Below are 18614 nucleotides of genomic sequence, written 5' to 3' on the forward strand. Positions count from 1 at the left end.
TGACCAGGAGATGTCATGCAATACACTATTCTCGGGAAAACCGGCCTGAACGTCTCACGCCTGTGCCTTGGCTGTATGACGTTCGGTGAACCAGATCGCGGAACCCACGCATGGACACTGCCCGAAGAAAGCAGCCGCCCTATCATCAAACAGGCGCTTGAGGCGGGAATAAATTTCTTTGATACCGCCAACAGCTATTCTGACGGCAGCAGCGAAGAAATCGTCGGCCGCGCACTGAAGGACTTTGCAAAGCGTGATGAGATTGTTGTGGCGACCAAGGTTTACAACGCCGTCACCGGCCTGAAACCGGGGCTTTCCCGCGCATCAATCCTGCAGTCTATCGATGACAGCCTGCATCGTCTCGGCATGGAATATGTCGATTTACTGCAAATCCACCGCTGGGATTACGAGACGCCTATCGAAGAAACGCTGGAAGCGCTGAATGACGTCGTCAAAGCCGGTAAGGCACGTTTTATCGGCGCATCTTCCATGCACGCCCATCAGTTTAAGCAGGCGCTGGATGTCTCCGCGCAAAATGGCTGGGCGGGTTTTGTCTCGATGCAGGACCAGTACAACTTGATCCAGCGCGAAGAAGAAAACGAAATGTACCCGTTGTGTCTGGAAAAAGGGATTGCGGTTCTGCCCTGGAGCCCGCTGGCTCGCGGTAAACTCACCCGTCCCTGGGGCGAAACCACCGCGCGTTCTGTGTCGGATAATTTTGCCAAAACGCTGTACGACGCGACGGACGAAGCGGACGGTAAAATCGCTGAACGAGTAGGAAAAATTGCAAAAGATCACGGCGTGCCGCGAGCGCAAATTGCGCTGGCGTGGATCCTCAGCAAACAAGTTGTGACAGCACCGATTATCGGCGCATCCCGCCCTGCGCATCTGACGGATGCTATTGGCGCGCTGGACATTACGTTGTCAGCAGAAGAAATTGCAGAGCTGGAAATGGCGTATGTGCCGCACGAGGCCACCGGTTTTAAATAATCTCAGCCGCTGATAAGTGGTTGAAACGTAAAAAGGCGCTGCGGGAAACCGGCAGCGCCTTTTACATCATAGCGTATCAGCTCAGAATAACGGCCAGTGATGCCCCACCATATAGATAATCGCGGCAGCCAGAACACCGGCGACCACATCATCGATCATGATCCCCATTCCGCCCTGTACATTGCGATCAAACCAGCGGATTGGCCACGGTTTCCAGATATCCAGCACGCGGAAAACGAGAAATCCGATCAGCACCCAGCGCCAGTCATTCACGGGGATTGCCATCAGGGTGATCCACATCCCGACGAATTCATCCCACACAATACTGCCGTGGTCATGAACCCGCATATCACGCGCCGTCTGGCGGCACAGATACACACCGATGCAGATGCTGAACATAACGATCATGGAATACACCTGCCACGGCAGGTAAGTCATCACGATCCAAAACGGAATTGCCGCAATCGAACCGGCGGTGCCCGGTCCGACAGGAAATAAACCACTGCCGAAACCTGTTGCCAGTAAATGCCACGGATTGCGCAGGTTCAGACGCTTTTTCGCAGCCGCCATGTCCTGCACCGGATCACCGGTTTTTCCTTTGTACCCTGCCGGGCGTTTTTTACGGCTTATATTCACAACAACTCCTTACCGGCAAAATGATCGAACCCCTGCCATTCAAGCTTAACGGCGGCCCCGGAACGCATAAATTTGAGGCCTTCAGAAAGCGGAGCAATTTGCCCGACACAGGTAAAATCAACGCCCAGATGGCTGAGCGCAACATCCAGCGCGCCACGGTTGATTTCCGGTACGGTAAAGCACAGCTCGTAATCTTCACCGCCCGTCAGCGCCCATTTCAATGCCTGTTCAGGATCAGCGACTGACTTCATGGCATCGGAGAACGGGATCGCATCGAGATCGAGGCGCGCACCACAATCACTGGCTTTAAGTATATGTTTAAGATCAGAAATCAACCCGTCAGACAGGTCGATCGCTGAGGTCGCTAAATCGCGCAAGCCTTGCCCCTGCAAAACGCGTGGGGACGGACGAAGATGGCGTTTCAGCAGAAAATCGCGGGTTTGGATATCACTGACATTCAGCTCTTCGAGAAGGATCGCCAGACCCGCTGCGCTGTCGCCCAACGTGCCGGTGACGAAGATCCAGTCTCCGACGCCTGCGCCGCCGCGTGTTAATGCGCGACCGACGGGAACCAGCCCCTGAATGGTCAACGTCATGCTCAGCGGACCGCGGGTAGTGTCACCGCCAATCAGCTGCATACCGTAATAATTGAGCTGGTCGAAAAGGCTGTCACTGAAGGCCTGCAACCAGTCAGGGTTCACTTCAGGAAGCGTCAGCGCCAGCGAAACCCACGCAGGATCGGCGCCCATTGCAGCCAGATCGCTGAGGTTAACGGCCAGCGCTTTGTAGCCGAGATCCGCCGGTGAAATCGTTTTGAGAAAATGGATGCCTTCGACAAGAGTATCGGTACTGACTGCTAAAAGTTGCTTCTCGCCCACCGTCAGTAAGGCACAATCATCACCAATGCCTAACTGAACATCCTGTCGGGCGGTTCTGAACCTGTTGAAGTAGCGAGTGATTACATCAAATTCGCCGCATGCCATAGCACAATTCCAAATCGTTAGAATGACTTAAGGCCGGAAGCCCGGCCTTAAAAAGGGGTGTCACACAGAGGATAAGCGAGGTGACATCACCAGATTATCAACAGAGTCAGTATTGCACCGAAAATGACTGTCGCCATTTGTGAATACCACTGACGCTGGCTGACGATCATTTTTTACGAATGTGCGGGCCCGCTTTGTCCAGCACACCGTTGACAAACTTGTGACTGTCTTCAGCACCGAAGGTTTTAGCCAGTTCGATAGCTTCGTTAATCGCCACTTTGTAAGGGACGTCCTGGCGTTTGCTCAGCTCAAACAGAGCCAGACGCAAAATCGCTCTTTCCACCTGGCCCAATTCATCCAACTGGCGGGACAGGTATGGCGCCATCAATGCATCGAGTTTCTCTGCACTGTTTGCCACACCAGACAGCAGTTCGCGGAAATAGGCAATGTCTACGTCTTTGACATCCTGCTCGGTCAGGAATTCTAATTCAACATCGGCGATGTCATTTTTCGACAACTGCCAGGAGTAAAGCGCCTGGACGGCACATTCACGGGCGCGGCGACGAGCAGCAGGTTTCACGGATTTCCCCTTAACAAGATTCAGGCCTTAATAGCCTTGATAACATTGATCATTTCAAGCGCGGTCAGTGCAGCTTCTGCACCCTTGTTACCGGCTTTTGTCCCTGCGCGTTCGATGGCTTGTTCGATGCTTTCTGTCGTCAGCACACCAAAGGCAACCGGGATTTCGCTGTTCATTGCAACGCTGGACAGGCCAGAGCTGCATTCGCCCGCTACGAATTCAAAGTGGGCAGTGCCCCCGCGGATCACAGTTCCGAGCGCAACAACGGCGTCGTACTTACCGCTTTCAGCCAGTGCACGGGTTGCCAGAGGCAATTCGTATGCGCCAGGGACCCAGACTACGGTGATGTTGTCATCGCTGACCTGACCGATACGTTTCAACGCATCAACAGCACCTGACAGCAGGCTGTCGTTGATGAAATTATTAAAACGAGCAATCGCGATCGCTACGCGCGCGTTCGGCGTGGCTACAGCACCTTCGATAACGTTCATAGTTTTCCTTAAAGTGGGTTCAGGAGTTTCTAACCCCCGCCGCAGGGGGGCGGATTCTATCATAAAATTACCCTGTCTGGACATGCGCTTTTCAAACCCATTCAGACAGAGAGGCGTAAAATTCTCAGTACGTGTTGTTTAGTACACCGGCTTCAGGCGCAAACGTAAATCCGGGCCAATTTGCCTGATATCGCTGAAAGCGAATTCAGGAGCATCGGCCAGATGCGTTAAGCCAGGCAGTTCACACAGCGCGCGGCCATTATTACCTAATAGCTTCGGTGCCATATAAACGATTAATTCATCAACCAGACCAGCCTGTAATAAGGCGCCCGCCAGTTGCGCACCCGCTTCTACCCAGATGGAATTTACCTGGCGTTTTGCCAGTTGCATCATCAGCAGAACCAGATCAATACGATTATCGCGTCCGGCCACGCGCCATTGTTCAACGGATTCGGGCCAGATTTGTGTGTCAGTCTCCAGACGCGCCAGCAACACGTTGCCGGGTAAATTCACCAGCTGATGCTGTGGCGTGACGCGATTCTGGCTGTCGAGAATAATGCGCAGCGGCTGACGCAGATTTTCCTGCGGATAAACCGCCTGCACATCGCTGCCCAGTTCATCCCAGCGTACGGTCAGCGACGGATTGTCTGCCAGCACCGTCGCGCTGGTGCTCAGGATAGCCGAGCTTTCTGCGCGAAAACGCTGAACATCGGCGCGCGCCGCAGCGGAAGTGATCCACTGGCTTTCGCCCGAGGCCATTGCGGTTCTGCCGTCCACCGATGCGCCCATTTTGAGCTGCACGTAAGGAAAACCGGTACGCATACGTTTGAGGAAGCCGAGATTCACGACTTCCGCCTGCGAATGCATCAGCCCGTGGCTGACCTCAACGCCATTTTGTCTGAGACGATATAATCCCCGGCCCGCAACTTCCGGATTGGGATCCTGCATCGCCGCGACAACGCGGGCAACGCCTGCGGCCAGCAATGCATCTGCACAAGGCGGTGTGCGTCCGTGATGGCTGCACGGCTCGAGCGTGACATAAGCGGTCGCGCCCCGGGCTTTCTCACCGGCCATGCGTAATGCATGAACTTCCGCATGCGGTTCACCGGCACGCAAATGATAGCCTTCACCGACGATTTCGCCATTAAGGACAATCACGCAGCCGACGTTCGGATTAGGTGTGGTGGTGAAACGTCCGCGACGCGCCAGCTCAAAAGCACGCGCCATAAAACGTTCATCACGGTGTAATTCGTCAGACGATGTTCCGGCAGGCTGTTCGGGGAGCATTTACTTTCCTTAGTCCTGAAGACGGGCAATCTCTTCGCCAAATTCACGGATATCTTCAAAGCTGCGATAAACCGATGCGAAGCGGATGTAGGCGACTTTATCCAGCCCTTTCAGGGCATCCATCACCAGATTGCCAATCATTTTGGCAGGAATTTCACGTTCACCGGTAGCCCGTAGCTGCGATTTAATGTGGCTGATGGCAGTTTCGACGTCGTCGGAGCTGACCGGTCTTTTTTCCAGCGCTTTCAGAAAGCCGCTGCGAAGCTTGTCTTCGTTGAAAGGTTCACGAACTTCATTGCTTTTAATGACGCGCGGCATTACCAGTTCCGCCACTTCAAAAGTCGTGAAGCGTTCATGGCAGTCCAGACACTGGCGGCGTCGGCGGACCTGAGATCCATCACCTACCAGGCGGGAATCGATGACTTTAGTATCAACAGCGGCACAAAATGGGCAATGCATAGCACTTCCTGACAGCGGGCATAATTGGACACCAGTTTACCCCGAAGTGTGCCGACAACAAAGGCTGTCGCTACTTTCATAGACATCAGGTTAAACTTACTCATCTTATATTGATGCCCGGATCGAATGTTTCAACGGGCAGATGAAAGGAAGTCTCTGATATGACAAAACCTCCCCGCCTCTTACTGGCCTGTGCCGTACTGTTCAGCCTGTCGGGCTGCGCGCAGCAAGATCCCAAATTACCGGAACTGAAAGCCGAAGTAGGCCAGCTGAACCAAAAGCTCTCCCGCCTGACCGATCTGGCGACAGCACTGGAACAGCAAACTACGCTGAACCGCCAGTCCACTAACGGGGTCTATTTGCTTCCTGCGGCGAAAAGCGCTGCACTGGTGAAGAGTGAAATTGGCGAACTGAGCCTTGCACTGACCCGCGTCGCACCCGATGCCAGCGGCGTTCAGGCCGTATTAGAGATTAAAAATAATGCTGGCCAGCCGCTGCCTGCATTTACCGCCACACTGAACTGGGGCCAGCTGGATCCGGTGACCGGTAAGCCGCTGACTGTAGATATGCAAACGCAGACCATCACGGTTGAACCGGATTTATTACCAAGGCCGGTGAAAACGATAGAGTTGAAATTCGATCAGGTGACGGTCGAAACGCTAGGCTTCGTTCATCTGCATAATATTGTCGCCACACAGAAACCCGCTCAGGCCGCAGAATCCGTTACGGCGAAGTAAAAACCAGACTTTCAGTTTAAGAAAAGCAGACATAAAAAAACCCCGCATTGCGGGGTTTTGACTTTCTACGCTACCGGCAGATTACGGCAGAATCGAAGGCTGATCTGCACCTTCTTTTTCCACTTTCTGCTGCAACATATGTTCACGCTTCATGCCCAGTTTCAGAGCCAGCGCGGACGCAACGTAGATTGATGAAGCCGTACCAATTGAAACACCAATCAACATGGTCAGTGAGAAACCACTGAGCAATGCACCGCCAAACAGATACAACATCAGGATCACGACTAACGTGGTACCGGATGTGATCAATGTACGATGCAGCGTCTGGGTCAGCGACACGTTAAAGATTTCGTAAGGTGTCCCGCGACGGATCTTACGGAAGTTCTCACGAATACGGTCCGATACCACGATGCTGTCGTTAAGCGAGTAACCGATAACCGACATCAGTGAAGCGACGATGGTCAGGTCAACTTCGATATGGAACAACGAGAGTACACCCATGGTGATCACAACGTCGTGAGCAAGCGCGATAACAACACCTGCGGCAAGACGCCACTCGAAGCGGAAACCAACGTAAATCAGGATAGCGATCAGCGCCACTAACAGTGCCATAGCACCATTCTGCGCCAGATCTGCCCCCACGCTCGGCCCGACAAACTCGATACGTTTCACCTGAGCATTCTGGCTGGTTGTTTCGTTAATCACGCTAAGAACTTTGGTACCCAGAACCTGGCCGCCTGTTTCACCCTGAGCCGGTGGCATACGTACCATGATGTCACGGCTGCTACCAAAGTTCTGTACCAGCGGATCGGCAAAGCCTGATTTCTCAAGCGCAGCGCGCATCACGTCCAAATCCGCAGGTTTTTCCAGCGAGATTTCAATGACCGTACCGCCGGTGAAATCCAGACCCCAGTTGAAACCTTTCACACCAATAATGGCGATAGAAAGGATCAACAGGAAACCGGAGATACCGAAAGCCCAGTAATCCCAGCGCATAAAGTCATAGACTTTACGGCCGTGGTTTAATTGTTCAACAGTATATTCCTGTGCCACAACGCACTCCTCAGATAGACAGCTTTTTGATGCGCTTGCCGCCGTACAACAGGTTTACGATGGCACGGGTACCGACGATTGCGGTAAACATTGACGTCGCTACACCAATACCGGTTGTAATCGCAAAGCCTTTAATTGCCCCGGTGCCGACGGCATACAGGATGATAACCTTGATGAGCGTCGTGACGTTGGCATCAAAGATGGAGCTGAACGCGCCTTTGTAACCTTCTTCGATAGCCTGCTGTACTGAACGTCCGTTACTAAGTTCTTCCTTAATACGTTCGTTAATCAATACGTTGGCATCAACCGCTACGGCAAGGGTTAATACGATACCCGCAATACCCGGCATGGTCAGTGTTGCTCCCGGTATCAGGGACATGATCCCAACAATAAGCACCAGGTTAGCAATCAGCGCAGTGGTCGCAATCAGGCCAAACTTCTTATAGAAGAACAGCATGAAGATAATCGAAACCACAAGTCCTGCCAGACAGGCTTCCAGACCTTGCTTGATGTTTTCCATACCCAAGGTCGGGCCGATGGTACGTTCTTCAACAATCTGAATTGGCGCAATCAGAGCACCAGCACGCAGCAGCAGAGACAACTGGCGGGCTTCATTCGGATCATTCACCCCGGTGATACGGAAGCTGTTACCCAGACGTGACTGAATCGTCGCGACGTTAATAACTTCTTCTTGTTTCGCCAGAATCGAACGGCCATTCGCATCTTTCTTACCGCTGTCTTTGTACTCCACGAACAGGGTTGCCATCGGTTTGCCGATGTTATCCTTGGTAAAGTTAGACATGGCGTTACCGCCAGCGCTGTCGAGAGAGATGTTAACCTGCGGCTGATTGTATTCATCCATGCTGGATGTGGAGTCAGTGATATGGTCGCCGGTCAGAATCACACGTTTGTACAGGACAACCGGGCGACCATCACGGGTATTTTTCACTTCACTGTCACCCGGAACACGGCCTGTTGCCGCCGCAGAGGCGTCTACATTGGTGTTAACCAGACGGAATTCCAGCGTCGCCGTTGCGCCTAAGATTTCTTTAGCGCGGGCAGTATCCTGAATACCTGGCAACTCAACCACAATACGGTCTGCGCCCTGACGCTGTACCAGCGGCTCGGCCACACCCAGTTGGTTAACACGGTTACGCAGGATAGTGATGTTTTGCTGAACAGCATACTCGCGCGCCTCATTCAGGCGGGCATCAGTCATCACCACTTTGACAGCAGTATCGCCGCTGTTGGTGATGACTAAATCGCGGTGACGTGGTGTCAGATAGCTGACCGCCGCATCGCGGGTCGCAGCATCACGGAAACGCACTTCAACGCCATAGTTGTCGAGCTTACGCACCGTGGCATAAGGGATATTCTTGTCGCGCAAATCGCTGCGCATGTTGTCCATCGTTTGTTCTTGCAGCTTGCTTAACGCGGTATCCATATCCACTTCCATCAGGAAGTGAACACCACCACGCAAGTCGAGGCCCAGCTTCATCGGCTCAGCACCCAGCATGCTCAACCAGCGCGGCGTTGCCGGAGCCAGGTTAAGTGCAATCACAAATTTGTCGCCCAGAACGCCGTTCAGCACTTCACGAGCGCGAAGCTGAACATCCGTATCTTTGAAACGGGCAAGAATAGCGCCATTCTCCAGAGCAATAGATTTACTCTGGATATTATTTTGATCTAATGCGTTACGGACTTGGTCCAGCGTTGCTGCACTGGCGTCGGAACCCCGAGCACCAGTGATTTGAACAGCCGGATCCTCACCATAAAGGTTGGGAAGTGCATAAAGCAGCCCGACGATGATCACAACGACCAGCATCAGATACTTCCACGCAGGATAACGGTTTAACACGGCAGTTCCCTTCGGGAAAATCGAAAATTAGATAGACTTCATCGTGCCTTTTGGCAGAACTGCTGCCACGAAGTCACGCTTGATCATCACTTCGTTAGTGTCGTTCAGTGCGATAACCACGTAGCCAGTTTCAGCTACTTTCGTTACGCGACCGATCAAACCACCCGTGGTCATGACTTCGTCACCTTTACCGATGGAATCCATCAGTTTCTTGTGTTCTTTAGAACGCTTTTGCTGCGGACGCAGGATCATGAAATAGAAAATCAGACCAAATACCACCAGCATGATAACCAGAGAGTAAGGACTTCCCTGTGATGGTGCGCCAGTCGCTGCGACAGCATCGGAAATGAAAAGACTCATTTAAATTCCCTCATTGTTGTTGTGAAGCAAAATTGTTTTAGAAAATAACAGTGATCCAAGCCGGAGTCTGGCGATGAAACGTCTCGCACAATACCCCATAATGCCGGTTCAACAAATTATAAAATCGGCACCACCTTGTGGAGATGCCGACACGACAAAGAAATCAGAAGTTTAAAGGCGGAACAGGCTTGCCTTTGCGCTCGTAGAAGTCTGTCACAAACTGCTCTAATTTACCTTCTTCGATAGCCTGGCGTAAACCGGCCATCAGACGCTGGTAATAGCGCAGGTTATGGATGGTATTCAACCGCGCACCGAGAATTTCGTTGCAACGGTCAAGATGATGCAAGTAGGCGCGGCTATAATTGCGACATGTGTAGCAATCACAGTGTTCGTCGAGCGTCGAGGTGTCATCTTTATGCTTGGCGTTACGGATTTTTACGATACCGTCGGTGACAAACAGGTGGCCGTTACGCGCATTACGCGTTGGCATGACGCAGTCAAACATATCGATACCGCGACGAACGCCTTCAACCAGATCTTCCGGTTTACCCACGCCCATCAGATAACGCGGTTTGTCTTCCGGGATTTGCGGGCAAACGTGCTCAAGGATACGGTGCATGTCTTCTTTCGGCTCGCCTACCGCCAAACCGCCCACAGCGTAACCATCAAAGCCAATATCTACCAGCCCTTTTAATGATACATCTCGTAAATCTTCGTAAACGCTTCCCTGAATAATACCGAACAAAGCATTCTTATTATTCAATTCGTTGAAGCGATCGCGGCTGCGTTTTGCCCAGCGTAAAGACATTTCCATAGAACGTTTTGCGTAATCCCAGTCAGCAGGATATGGCGTACATTCATCGAAGATCATCACGATGTCAGAACCGAGATCGTTTTGGATCTCCATGGATTTTTCCGGGCTCAGGAACACCGGATCACCGTTGATCGGATTGCGGAAATGCACGCCCTCTTCTTTAATTTTACGCATCGCGCCCAGACTGAACACCTGGAAGCCGCCGGAATCGGTGAGGATCGGGCCATGCCAGTTCATGAAATCATGCAGATCGCCGTGTAGCTTCATGATTTCCTGACCCGGGCGCAGCCACAGGTGGAACGTGTTGCCCAGCAAAATCTGTGCGCCGGTTTCTTTGACTTCTTCCGGGGTCATGCCTTTTACGGTGCCGTAAGTGCCCACAGGCATAAATGCCGGGGTTTCAACCACGCCACGTTCAAAGACCAGACGTCCACGGCGCGCGCGGCCGTCGGTAGTGCTTAATTCGTACTTCACATTGCCTCCAGCATCAGAGAAACAGTCTGATGAGGTTAAGTCCGTGGCATGACGCCCGGAAAAGAAAGCCCGAATACACCGAGTGCGTCCGGGCCGTTAACTGCTGATTCAGGGTTACTGGCCCACCACTTCCTGCGGCGCCAGCGGGTTACGGTTGATGAACATCGCATCGCCATAACTAAAGAAACGGTACTGCTCTGCCACCGCCTGATGGTAGGCATTCATGGTATTTTTGTATCCGGCAAACGCCGACACCAGCATGATCAGCGTGGATTCAGGCAGGTGGAAATTGGTAATCAGACAATCAATCACCTGATAATGGTATCCCGGATAGATGAAGATTTTAGTATCGCCAAAGAATGGCGCGATCAGCGCGTCTTCACCGGCTTTCGCCGCGCTTTCTAGCGAGCGAACCGACGTGGTGCCCACGGCCACGACTTTATTGCCGCGCGCTTTACACGCAAGAACCGCATCCACCACTTCCTGAGGCACTTCCGCGTACTCAGCGTGCATGATGTGGTCTTCAATGGTGTCAACGCGCACCGGCTGGAAAGTCCCCGCGCCGACGTGCAGCGTGACAAACGCCAGCTCAACGCCTTTTTCTTTCAGCGCATCCAGCAGCGGCTGGTCAAAGTGCAGACCGGCGGTCGGTGCGGCAACAGCGCCCGGACGTTCGCTGTAAACTGTCTGATACAGCTCGCGGTCAGCGTCTTCATCCGGACGGTCAATATAAGGCGGCAACGGCATGTGGCCGATTTCGTTAAGCAGCGTAAAGACATCGCGGTCTTCATTAAATTGCAGCTCGAACAGGGTGTCGTGACGCGCCACCATCGTGGCTTTAATGTCTTCGTTTTCCCCCAGCAGCAGCTCTGCGCCAGGCTTTGGCGATTTCGAGGCGCGAACGTGCGCCAGAACGCGGTGCGAATCGAGCACACGCTCAACCAGCACTTCAATTTTACCGCCGCTGACTTTACGGCCAAAAACACGGGCCGGGATCACGCGGGTATTATTGAAGACCAGCAGATCGCCGGGCAGGATTTTATCGAGAATATCCGTGAACACGCCGTGCGTTAACTCACCGCTCGGCCCGTCAAGAGACAACAAACGACAGCCGCTGCGCTGGGTCTGCGGATAGCGGGCAATCAGGGATTCCGGGAGCTCAAAAGAAAAATCGGCAACACGCATGGCTTTTCACTTCACTTTAACGACAAAAACAGGCGGCTTAGTCTAGTGGGACGGGGCATCCCCTGCAAGCTTATGAACGAAGAAAGGCACCCGCAGCCCTGTCAGGGATCAACTTTCCTGCGTTATACTCGCCCGATGAATTTTTTAGCACACCTCCATCTGGCCTCTCTGGCCGACAGTTCTCTGCTGGGCAATCTGCTGGCGGATTTCGTTCGTGGCAATCCTGACGGGCAATACAGCCCGGATATTGTCAGCGGGATCCGCATGCACCGTCGCGTCGATGTCATGACCGATTCCCTGCCCGAAGTGAAAATTGCCCGCAGCTATTTTCGTGATGATTTCCGCCGCGTCTCGCCGATTACGCTCGACGTGGTGTGGGATCACTTCCTGTCGCGCCACTGGAATTCTCTGCATCCGCAACAGCCACTGGAAGATTTTATCGCTGCCTGTCAGCAGGAAATCGAGCCGCAACTTCCGGGCATGCCGGAACGTTTTCAAAACCTGAATTTCTATATCTGGCCGCAGCGCTGGCTGGAGCGTTATGCCGTTCTGCCATTTATCGGCGAAGTCTTGCAGGGCATGGCAAGCCGCCGCCCAAAACTCAGTGCACTGAGCGGCTCGTTTCACGATATAGAGCTCAATTACGACGCACTTGAGCAACTCTTCTGGCAATTTTATCCGGTCATGATGCAACAGGCGAAAGACCGAGAACTCTGAATACCCCCTTAAAGTTGTGAGTGACGGCACGATCCTCTGCAAAACAGCGGGTTGTTGTTAAAGAAGATTGAGACTTAGGTCAAAGACTGATAGCCGAGTGCTATCTGATTGATTGGTCTGATGGGGTTTATTCACCTGAGGGTTGCCCCTATACTGGCAGTCGTTTTGTTCACCCTTTCCACTCACCTACGACACCCTCAAGGGTCTTAAAGGAGTAATTTATGGTTCTGGTAACTCGCCCAGCCCCTGACTTTACCGCAGCAGCAGTACTTGGTAGCGGCGAAGTAGTTGAAAACTTCAACTTCAAAAAACACACAGCAGGCAAACCAACTGTTATCTTCTTCTGGCCAATGGACTTCACTTTTGTGTGTCCTTCTGAGCTGATCGCTTTCGATCACCGTTACGAAGAATTCCAGAATCGTGGCGTAGAAGTTGTTGGTGTTTCCTTCGACTCCGAGTTCGTTCACAACGCATGGCGTAACACGCCGGTTGAGAAAGGCGGTATCGGTCCTGTTAAATACGCAATGGTTGCTGATATCAAACGCGAAATTCAGAAAGCCTACGGTATCGAGCATCCGGACGCTGGCGTTGCACTGCGCGGCTCTTTCCTGATCGACAAAGAAGGCGTTGTTCGTCACCAGGTCGTGAACGATCTGCCACTGGGTCGTAACATCGACGAAATGCTGCGTATGGTTGACGCGCTGCAATTCCACGAAGAGCACGGCGAAGTGTGCCCGGCTCAGTGGGAAAAAGGCAAAAAAGGCATGGGCGCATCTCCGGATGGCGTGGCTAAATACCTGTCTGAAAACGCTTCAAACCTGTAATCCCTTCACGGATTTAACGGTTATCAACGGTCAGCTTAGCTGGCCGTTTTTTTTGCTCTGGATTTGTCCCGATCACATTTTCCCGCCCCACCGACTCGTTCCTTCTTATTTACGTCTACGCTAAAAACGTCCGGTTATCGCCAGAATGGCGTGCACTTTGCATAAAATTCTCCGGCGAACGGAACAACATCGCCATTAAAAAAGCGTTATCACACAATAACCTGAAGGTTATGACTCTAAAAGACAGGGTATAAACAGGAGTTTGAATGTTACGGAATCCATGGAAAAAATCAGTCCTCGCACTGGCAATGCTGACCAGCCTCCCGCTGTACGCAGCGTCTAACCCGGCGGTCGAAGCGCAGAACGGAATGGTTGTCACCTCGCAATACCTGGCCTCACAGGTTGGCGTCGACATTCTAAAAATGGGCGGAAATGCCATTGATGCAGCCGTCGCCGTCGGTTACGCGCAGGCCGTTGTTAACCCATGTTGTGGCAATATCGGTGGCGGTGGCTTCATGACGGTGCATCTGGCTGATGGAAAAGACACGTTTATCAACTTCCGCGAAACGGCTCCCGCTGCTGCCAGCGCCAATATGTATCTTGATGCCGACGGAAATGTGAAAAAAGGCGCCAGCCTTTACGGCTATCTGGCCGCAGGCGTGCCGGGAACCGTGCTGGGGATGGACACCGTACAAAAAGAATACGGCAAACTGACCCGCCAGCAGGTTATGGCTCCGGCAATTAAGCTGGCGCGTCAGGGCTTTGTGCTGACCCGCGCGGATACCGACATTCTCGATACGACGGTTAAGCGCTTTAAAGAAGATCCAGAAGCCGCCCGCATTTTCCTGCGCAAAGACGGCAGCGCCCTGCAACCCGGCGACAAACTGGTGCAGACCGATTTAGCCAACACGCTCGAATCCATTTCTCAACACGGCCCGGATGCTTTCTATAAAGGCAAAATCCCGGCGGCAGTTGAAGCCGCATCGAAGAAAGGCGGCGGCATCCTGACCGCAGCGGATTTCGCCAGTTACAAAGTGACGGAAGACACGCCAATCACCTGTAGCTATCGCGGATACAAATTTGTTTCCGCACCGCCTCCGAGCTCCGGCGGTGTGACGATGTGTGAAATTCTCAACATCGTTGAAGGCTACGACCTGAAAAGCATGGGCTTCAACTCAGCAGCGTCCATTCATGTTCTCACTGAAGCCATGCGCCACGCTTATATGGACCGCAATACCTATCTCGGCGATCCGGTATTTGTGAAAAACCCAATCGACCGGCTGGTCAGTAAAAGCTACGCGGAAGAAATTCGTAAAAAAATAGAAGCAGATAAAGCGACGCCTTCCACGCAGGTGCAGCCAGGCATGGAACCGCACGAAAAACCGGAAACGACGCATTATTCCATCGTCGATAAAATGGGCAACGCCGTGTCCACCACGTACACCGTCAATGGCCGCTTTGGTTCCGTGGTGATTGCACCCGGAACTGGCTTCTTCCTGAACGACGAAATGGATGATTTCACAACAAAAGTCGGCGAGAAAAACCTGTACGGTCTGGTGCAGGGAACCAAAAATTCCATCGCCCCCGGTAAGCGCCCACTATCGTCGATGAGCCCGAGTCTGGTGACTAAAGACGGAAAAATCTTCATGGTTCTGGGCTCGCCGGGCGGTTCTCGCATCATCACCATTACGCTGCAAACCGCGCTGAACGTGATTGATTACGGGATGCCTCCGCAGGAAGCAGTCGATGCGCCGCGCATTCATCACCAGTGGCTACCGGACGAAGTGTATTACGAGCAGCGCGGTGTTTCTCAGGACAGCCTGAATATCCTGCAAAAAATGGGATATAAAATGGTTGAGCAAACCCCGTGGGGCGCAACGGAGCTGATTCTGGTGGGTCTGCCGGGCGCTGCGGGTGTAACGCCGGTGAACTCAGGCAACGACTCAGCGGTTTCGGGGAAAGTCCGTGAAGGCTATCTGTATGGCGCAAATGACGTGAGACGCCCTGCCGGTGCTGCTATAGGCTATTAAACCACACTAAAAAAGCCCCGATATCATCATGATGCCGGGGCTTTTATTAATCAGCCGCAGGTAAGTGCTTGCTTACGCTTTGTTGCTGAGCGCCAGTGCTGCTTTCTTACGGTCGTTACGCAATTTGAAGCGGTAACCGACCAGCAGCGCCACAACCCAGACCAGACCGACATACAGCGACACGCGGGTATCCGGGAAGTAACCAATCAGCCCGATGATAAACACCAGGAAAATGATCCCGAAGACTGAGGTGTAAACGCCGCCGCGTAGCGGGAATTCCAGCTCTTTAATCTGCTGTTTGCTGAGCTTGCGACGGAATCCAATCTGAGAGAACAGGATCATAATCCACACCCAGACGGTCGCGAAAGTCGCCAGAGACGCAATCACCAGGAAGACGCTGGACGGCATGATGTAGTTCAGATAAACCGCCACCAGCAGCGCCGCCATCATCACCAGAACGGTGACCCACGGCGTGCCGAGACGCGAAACTTTGCTGAACATTTTAGGCGCCTGCCCCTGCTCTGCCATACCGTGCAACATACGGCCCACGCCGAATACGTCACTGTTAATCGCAGAAAGAGACGCGGTGATCACCACAAAGTTCAGAATAGTCGCCGCCGCCGCAATCCCCATGTGCTGGAACGTCAGCACAAACGGGCTGCCTTGCGTGCCAACCTGATTCCAAGGGAAAATCGACATAATCACAAAAAGCGTACCCACGTAGAACACCAGAATACGCAGCGGCACGGAGTTGATGGCTTTCGGAATGGATTTCTTTGGATCTTCCGCTTCACCGGCGGTAATACCGATGATTTCGATACCGCCGTAGGCAAACATCACCAGCTGCAACGACAGGATCGTGCCCATGATGCCCTGGCTGAAGAAGCCGCCGTTCGTCCATAGATTATGGATGCCGGTCGCCTGCCCGCCGTTGCCAATACCCCAGAAGATGATGCCGAAACCGGCAATGATCATGATGATGATGGTGAATACTTTAAAGAAGGAGAACCAGAACTCCAGCTCACCGAACACCTTCACGCTCACCAGATTGATCGCGCCGATAATCAGTACCACACTCAGCACCCAGGTCCATTGAGGTACATCCGGGAACCACACGCCCATATAAATACCGAACGCCGTCACATCGGCAATCGCGACAATCAGAATCTCAAAACAATACGTCCAGCCGGTGATGTACCCGGCCATCGGCCCGAGATAATCCTGCGCGTAACGGGAGAACGACCCGCTCTGCGGATTATTAACGGACATCTCGCCCAGCGCCCGCATGATGATAAACGCGATAATACCGCCGACCAGATACGCCAGCAGCACGCTTGGTCCGGCCATTTTTATGGCATCGGCAGAACCGTAAAATAACCCGGTACCGATGGCTGATCCCAGTGCCATAAAGCGAATATGGCGCGTTGTCAGGCCACGTTTTAGCTTCGTGCCTGGCGCTTCTTTTTGCTCTGTTGGTTGTCCAGCTTCTTGCTGCATGTGCATTAACCCGTATGTTTTTTAAATATCAAAAGTGCGTATTTTAAGAAATTAACTTTTTTACCCGCCAATGAAAAAGCCACGGAAGATTCTCCGTGGCCCGATTGGCGAAACATTCAGCAGACTAATTATATTTTATGCCGTTGAACATTCACCAAATGATCATTGGTGAGCAGTGACGCTACGCGGACCGCTGATTTTGTCATAAATACCGGCCAGCACCAGCATTAATAATGACGGTGGTAACCAGGCCAAACCTTGCGCCGCCAGCGGCAGGTTCGCTGTCCAGGCTGGCATCAGGTCTGCAAAAGCAGAAGCTTTGATGCCGTCAACAATACCGAAGACCAGGCTGACAACCATCACAGGCGCGACGATACGTGTGGTGCTGTTCCACCAGCGCAGGGTGAAGCTCAGTACGACCAGTGCAATACACGGCGGATAAATCGCCGTCAGAACCGGTACGGAAATCTGAATCAGATGGCTCAGGCCCAGATTGGACACCAGCATCGAGAACAGACCCAGAATGAAGACCAGCGTTTTATATGACAGCGGCAGATACTGAGCGAAGAACTCAGCACAGGCGCAGGTCAGGCCAACCGCGGTGACCATACAGGCGATGAAAATCAGCGCGCCGAGGAAGAAGCTACCTACGCTGCCAAAAGTATGTGCCACGTAAGCATGCAGGATCACTGCGCCGTTGGTTGCATTTGGCACCAGTGAGGCGCTGTTTTCACCGAGTTTGAACAGGCTCAGGTAAACCAGCATCAGGCCCAGACCGGCAATCAGACCTGCCAGAACCGTATAACGGGTCAGCAGTTTGGCATCGGTCACGCCACGCGAACGTGCCGCGTTAACGATAACAATCCCGAAGACCAGCGCGCCCAGCGTATCCATCGTCAGATAGCCGTTAACGAAACCGCTGGAGAACGGCACCGTCTGGTAGGCGTCAACCGCAGGCATCGACTGACCAGCAGGCCACAGCAGTGCAGCGATACCCAGTGCGCCCAGCGCCACCATTTTCAGCGGTGCAAGGAAATGCCCGACGGTATCGAGCAGACGACCCGGATACAGGGAGATACCAATCACCAGAGCGAAATAAATTACGCTGTAAATCAGCAGAGGCAGCGGGCCGTCACCGGTCATCGGCGCGATACCCACTTCAAAGGAGACCGTCGCCGTACGCGGTGTGGCAAACAGCGGGCCTACAGCCAGATAACAGACGGTCGCCAGAAGAATACCGGCACCACGACCAATTGGCGTACTCAGGGCGTCAACACCGCCACCGACGCGCGCAAGCGCAATCACGGTCATCACGGGAAGCCCTACCGCCGTGATCATAAACCCGGCAGCTGCCCACCAGACTTCATGACCGGCCTGCAAGCCAACCATCGGCGGGAAAATGATATTTCCTGCCCCGACGAATAAGGCGAAGGTCATGAAACCCAGCGCCAGAATATCTTTATTTGTTAAACGAGTACTCATGATTGGTGTCGTGTTGCCTGTTCAAATGAATAAAGTGTCCGATGCTGTCGTCGTGCCACTCCGTCAGAAGGATGAATGGCGTTGTCATAGCCAGAGAGCACCAATGTAAGGATCGGAGTGAGCTAAAAACGCCTGATGATATGCAGATGATTACGTT

At 53.0% G+C, this 18614-nt stretch carries 18 protein-coding genes; 5 read left to right on the forward strand and 13 right to left on the reverse strand.

Annotated features, from left to right (window positions below; translation table 11 throughout):
- Positions 1-15 precede the first annotated feature (15 nt).
- Positions 16-990 (forward strand): aldo/keto reductase, encoded by a 975-nt coding sequence (locus ACLBVC_RS03085; protein WP_410147981.1) that lies wholly within the window; start codon positions 16-18, stop codon positions 988-990.
- Positions 991-1071: 81 nt separating this feature from the next.
- Here the strand turns inward: ACLBVC_RS03085 and pgpA are convergent, their stop codons facing one another.
- The 6 genes from pgpA to nrdR all read right to left on the reverse strand — a co-directional run bounded on the left by pgpA (position 1072) and on the right by nrdR (position 5426).
- The gene (gene pgpA, locus ACLBVC_RS03090) at positions 1072-1560 is read right to left on the reverse strand and encodes a phosphatidylglycerophosphatase A (RefSeq protein WP_410148096.1); all 489 of its coding nucleotides are present in this window, start codon (positions 1558-1560) and stop codon (positions 1072-1074) included.
- Between the two features lie 62 nt (positions 1561-1622).
- Entirely contained in the window at positions 1623-2609 is a 987-nt protein-coding gene (gene thiL / locus ACLBVC_RS03095) for a thiamine-phosphate kinase (RefSeq protein WP_410147983.1), read from the reverse strand.
- A gap of 166 nt (positions 2610-2775) precedes the next feature.
- On the reverse strand, positions 2776-3189 hold the full coding sequence (nusB, locus tag ACLBVC_RS03100; protein WP_101075473.1) for a transcription antitermination factor NusB: 414 nt from the start codon (positions 3187-3189) through the stop codon (positions 2776-2778).
- 20 nt (positions 3190-3209) lie between these two features.
- Complete coding sequence (gene ribH / locus ACLBVC_RS03105; RefSeq protein ID WP_101075472.1) at positions 3210-3680, reverse strand: 6,7-dimethyl-8-ribityllumazine synthase; 471 nt, start codon at positions 3678-3680, stop codon at positions 3210-3212.
- Between the two features lie 138 nt (positions 3681-3818).
- Complete coding sequence (ribD, locus tag ACLBVC_RS03110) at positions 3819-4967, reverse strand: bifunctional diaminohydroxyphosphoribosylaminopyrimidine deaminase/5-amino-6-(5-phosphoribosylamino)uracil reductase RibD (protein ID WP_410147985.1); 1149 nt, start codon at positions 4965-4967, stop codon at positions 3819-3821.
- A gap of 9 nt (positions 4968-4976) precedes the next feature.
- Positions 4977-5426 carry a transcriptional regulator NrdR gene (gene nrdR / locus ACLBVC_RS03115; RefSeq protein WP_104923087.1) on the reverse strand — a complete coding sequence of 150 codons (450 nt, stop codon included), beginning with the start codon at positions 5424-5426 and terminating at the stop codon, positions 4977-4979.
- Positions 5427-5587: 161 nt separating this feature from the next.
- Between nrdR and ACLBVC_RS03120 the strand changes: the two genes are divergently transcribed.
- Complete coding sequence (locus ACLBVC_RS03120) at positions 5588-6163, forward strand: SadB/YajI family lipoprotein (protein WP_410147986.1); 576 nt, start codon at positions 5588-5590, stop codon at positions 6161-6163.
- A gap of 81 nt (positions 6164-6244) precedes the next feature.
- On the opposite strand, the gene secF is transcribed toward ACLBVC_RS03120, so the two are convergent.
- From secF to queA, 5 genes are all read right to left on the reverse strand, one after another.
- The gene (secF, locus tag ACLBVC_RS03125; RefSeq protein ID WP_195813965.1) at positions 6245-7216 is read right to left on the reverse strand and encodes a protein translocase subunit SecF; all 972 of its coding nucleotides are present in this window, start codon (positions 7214-7216) and stop codon (positions 6245-6247) included.
- Between the two features lie 10 nt (positions 7217-7226).
- Entirely contained in the window at positions 7227-9074 is a 1848-nt protein-coding gene (secD, locus tag ACLBVC_RS03130; protein WP_410147987.1) for a protein translocase subunit SecD, read from the reverse strand.
- 27 nt (positions 9075-9101) lie between these two features.
- Positions 9102-9434: a preprotein translocase subunit YajC gene (yajC, locus tag ACLBVC_RS03135; RefSeq protein WP_013576670.1), complete on the reverse strand. Its 333-nt coding sequence runs from the start codon at positions 9432-9434 to the stop codon at positions 9102-9104.
- A gap of 163 nt (positions 9435-9597) precedes the next feature.
- Positions 9598-10722: a tRNA guanosine(34) transglycosylase Tgt gene (tgt, locus tag ACLBVC_RS03140; RefSeq protein ID WP_152327855.1), complete on the reverse strand. Its 1125-nt coding sequence runs from the start codon at positions 10720-10722 to the stop codon at positions 9598-9600.
- 114 nt (positions 10723-10836) lie between these two features.
- The gene (gene queA / locus ACLBVC_RS03145) at positions 10837-11907 is read right to left on the reverse strand and encodes a tRNA preQ1(34) S-adenosylmethionine ribosyltransferase-isomerase QueA (RefSeq protein WP_410147989.1); all 1071 of its coding nucleotides are present in this window, start codon (positions 11905-11907) and stop codon (positions 10837-10839) included.
- A gap of 135 nt (positions 11908-12042) precedes the next feature.
- Here queA and ACLBVC_RS03150 point away from each other — a divergent pair, with 135 nt between their 5' ends.
- The 3 genes from ACLBVC_RS03150 (at position 12043) to ggt (ending at position 15478) form a co-directional block, all read left to right on the forward strand.
- Positions 12043-12624 carry an acyl carrier protein phosphodiesterase gene (locus tag ACLBVC_RS03150; RefSeq protein WP_410147991.1) on the forward strand — a complete coding sequence of 194 codons (582 nt, stop codon included), beginning with the start codon at positions 12043-12045 and terminating at the stop codon, positions 12622-12624.
- 221 nt (positions 12625-12845) lie between these two features.
- Positions 12846-13448, forward strand: coding sequence for a peroxiredoxin C (locus ACLBVC_RS03155; protein ID WP_013576674.1), 603 nt, complete (start codon positions 12846-12848; stop codon positions 13446-13448).
- Positions 13449-13714: 266 nt separating this feature from the next.
- Positions 13715-15478 carry a gamma-glutamyltransferase gene (gene ggt, locus ACLBVC_RS03160; RefSeq protein ID WP_410147993.1) on the forward strand — a complete coding sequence of 588 codons (1764 nt, stop codon included), beginning with the start codon at positions 13715-13717 and terminating at the stop codon, positions 15476-15478.
- A gap of 72 nt (positions 15479-15550) precedes the next feature.
- On the opposite strand, the gene proY is transcribed toward ggt, so the two are convergent.
- Entirely contained in the window at positions 15551-16975 is a 1425-nt protein-coding gene (proY, locus tag ACLBVC_RS03165; protein WP_410147995.1) for a proline-specific permease ProY, read from the reverse strand.
- 162 nt (positions 16976-17137) lie between these two features.
- A complete protein-coding gene (gene brnQ, locus ACLBVC_RS03170; protein WP_165059281.1) occupies positions 17138-18457 on the reverse strand; it encodes a branched-chain amino acid transport system II carrier protein in 1320 nt (439 codons plus the stop codon).
- Positions 18458-18614: the final 157 nt, after the last annotated feature.

This window comes from Rahnella selenatireducens (assembly GCF_046449555.1).
GTDB lineage: Bacteria > Pseudomonadota > Gammaproteobacteria > Enterobacterales > Enterobacteriaceae > Rahnella > Rahnella selenatireducens.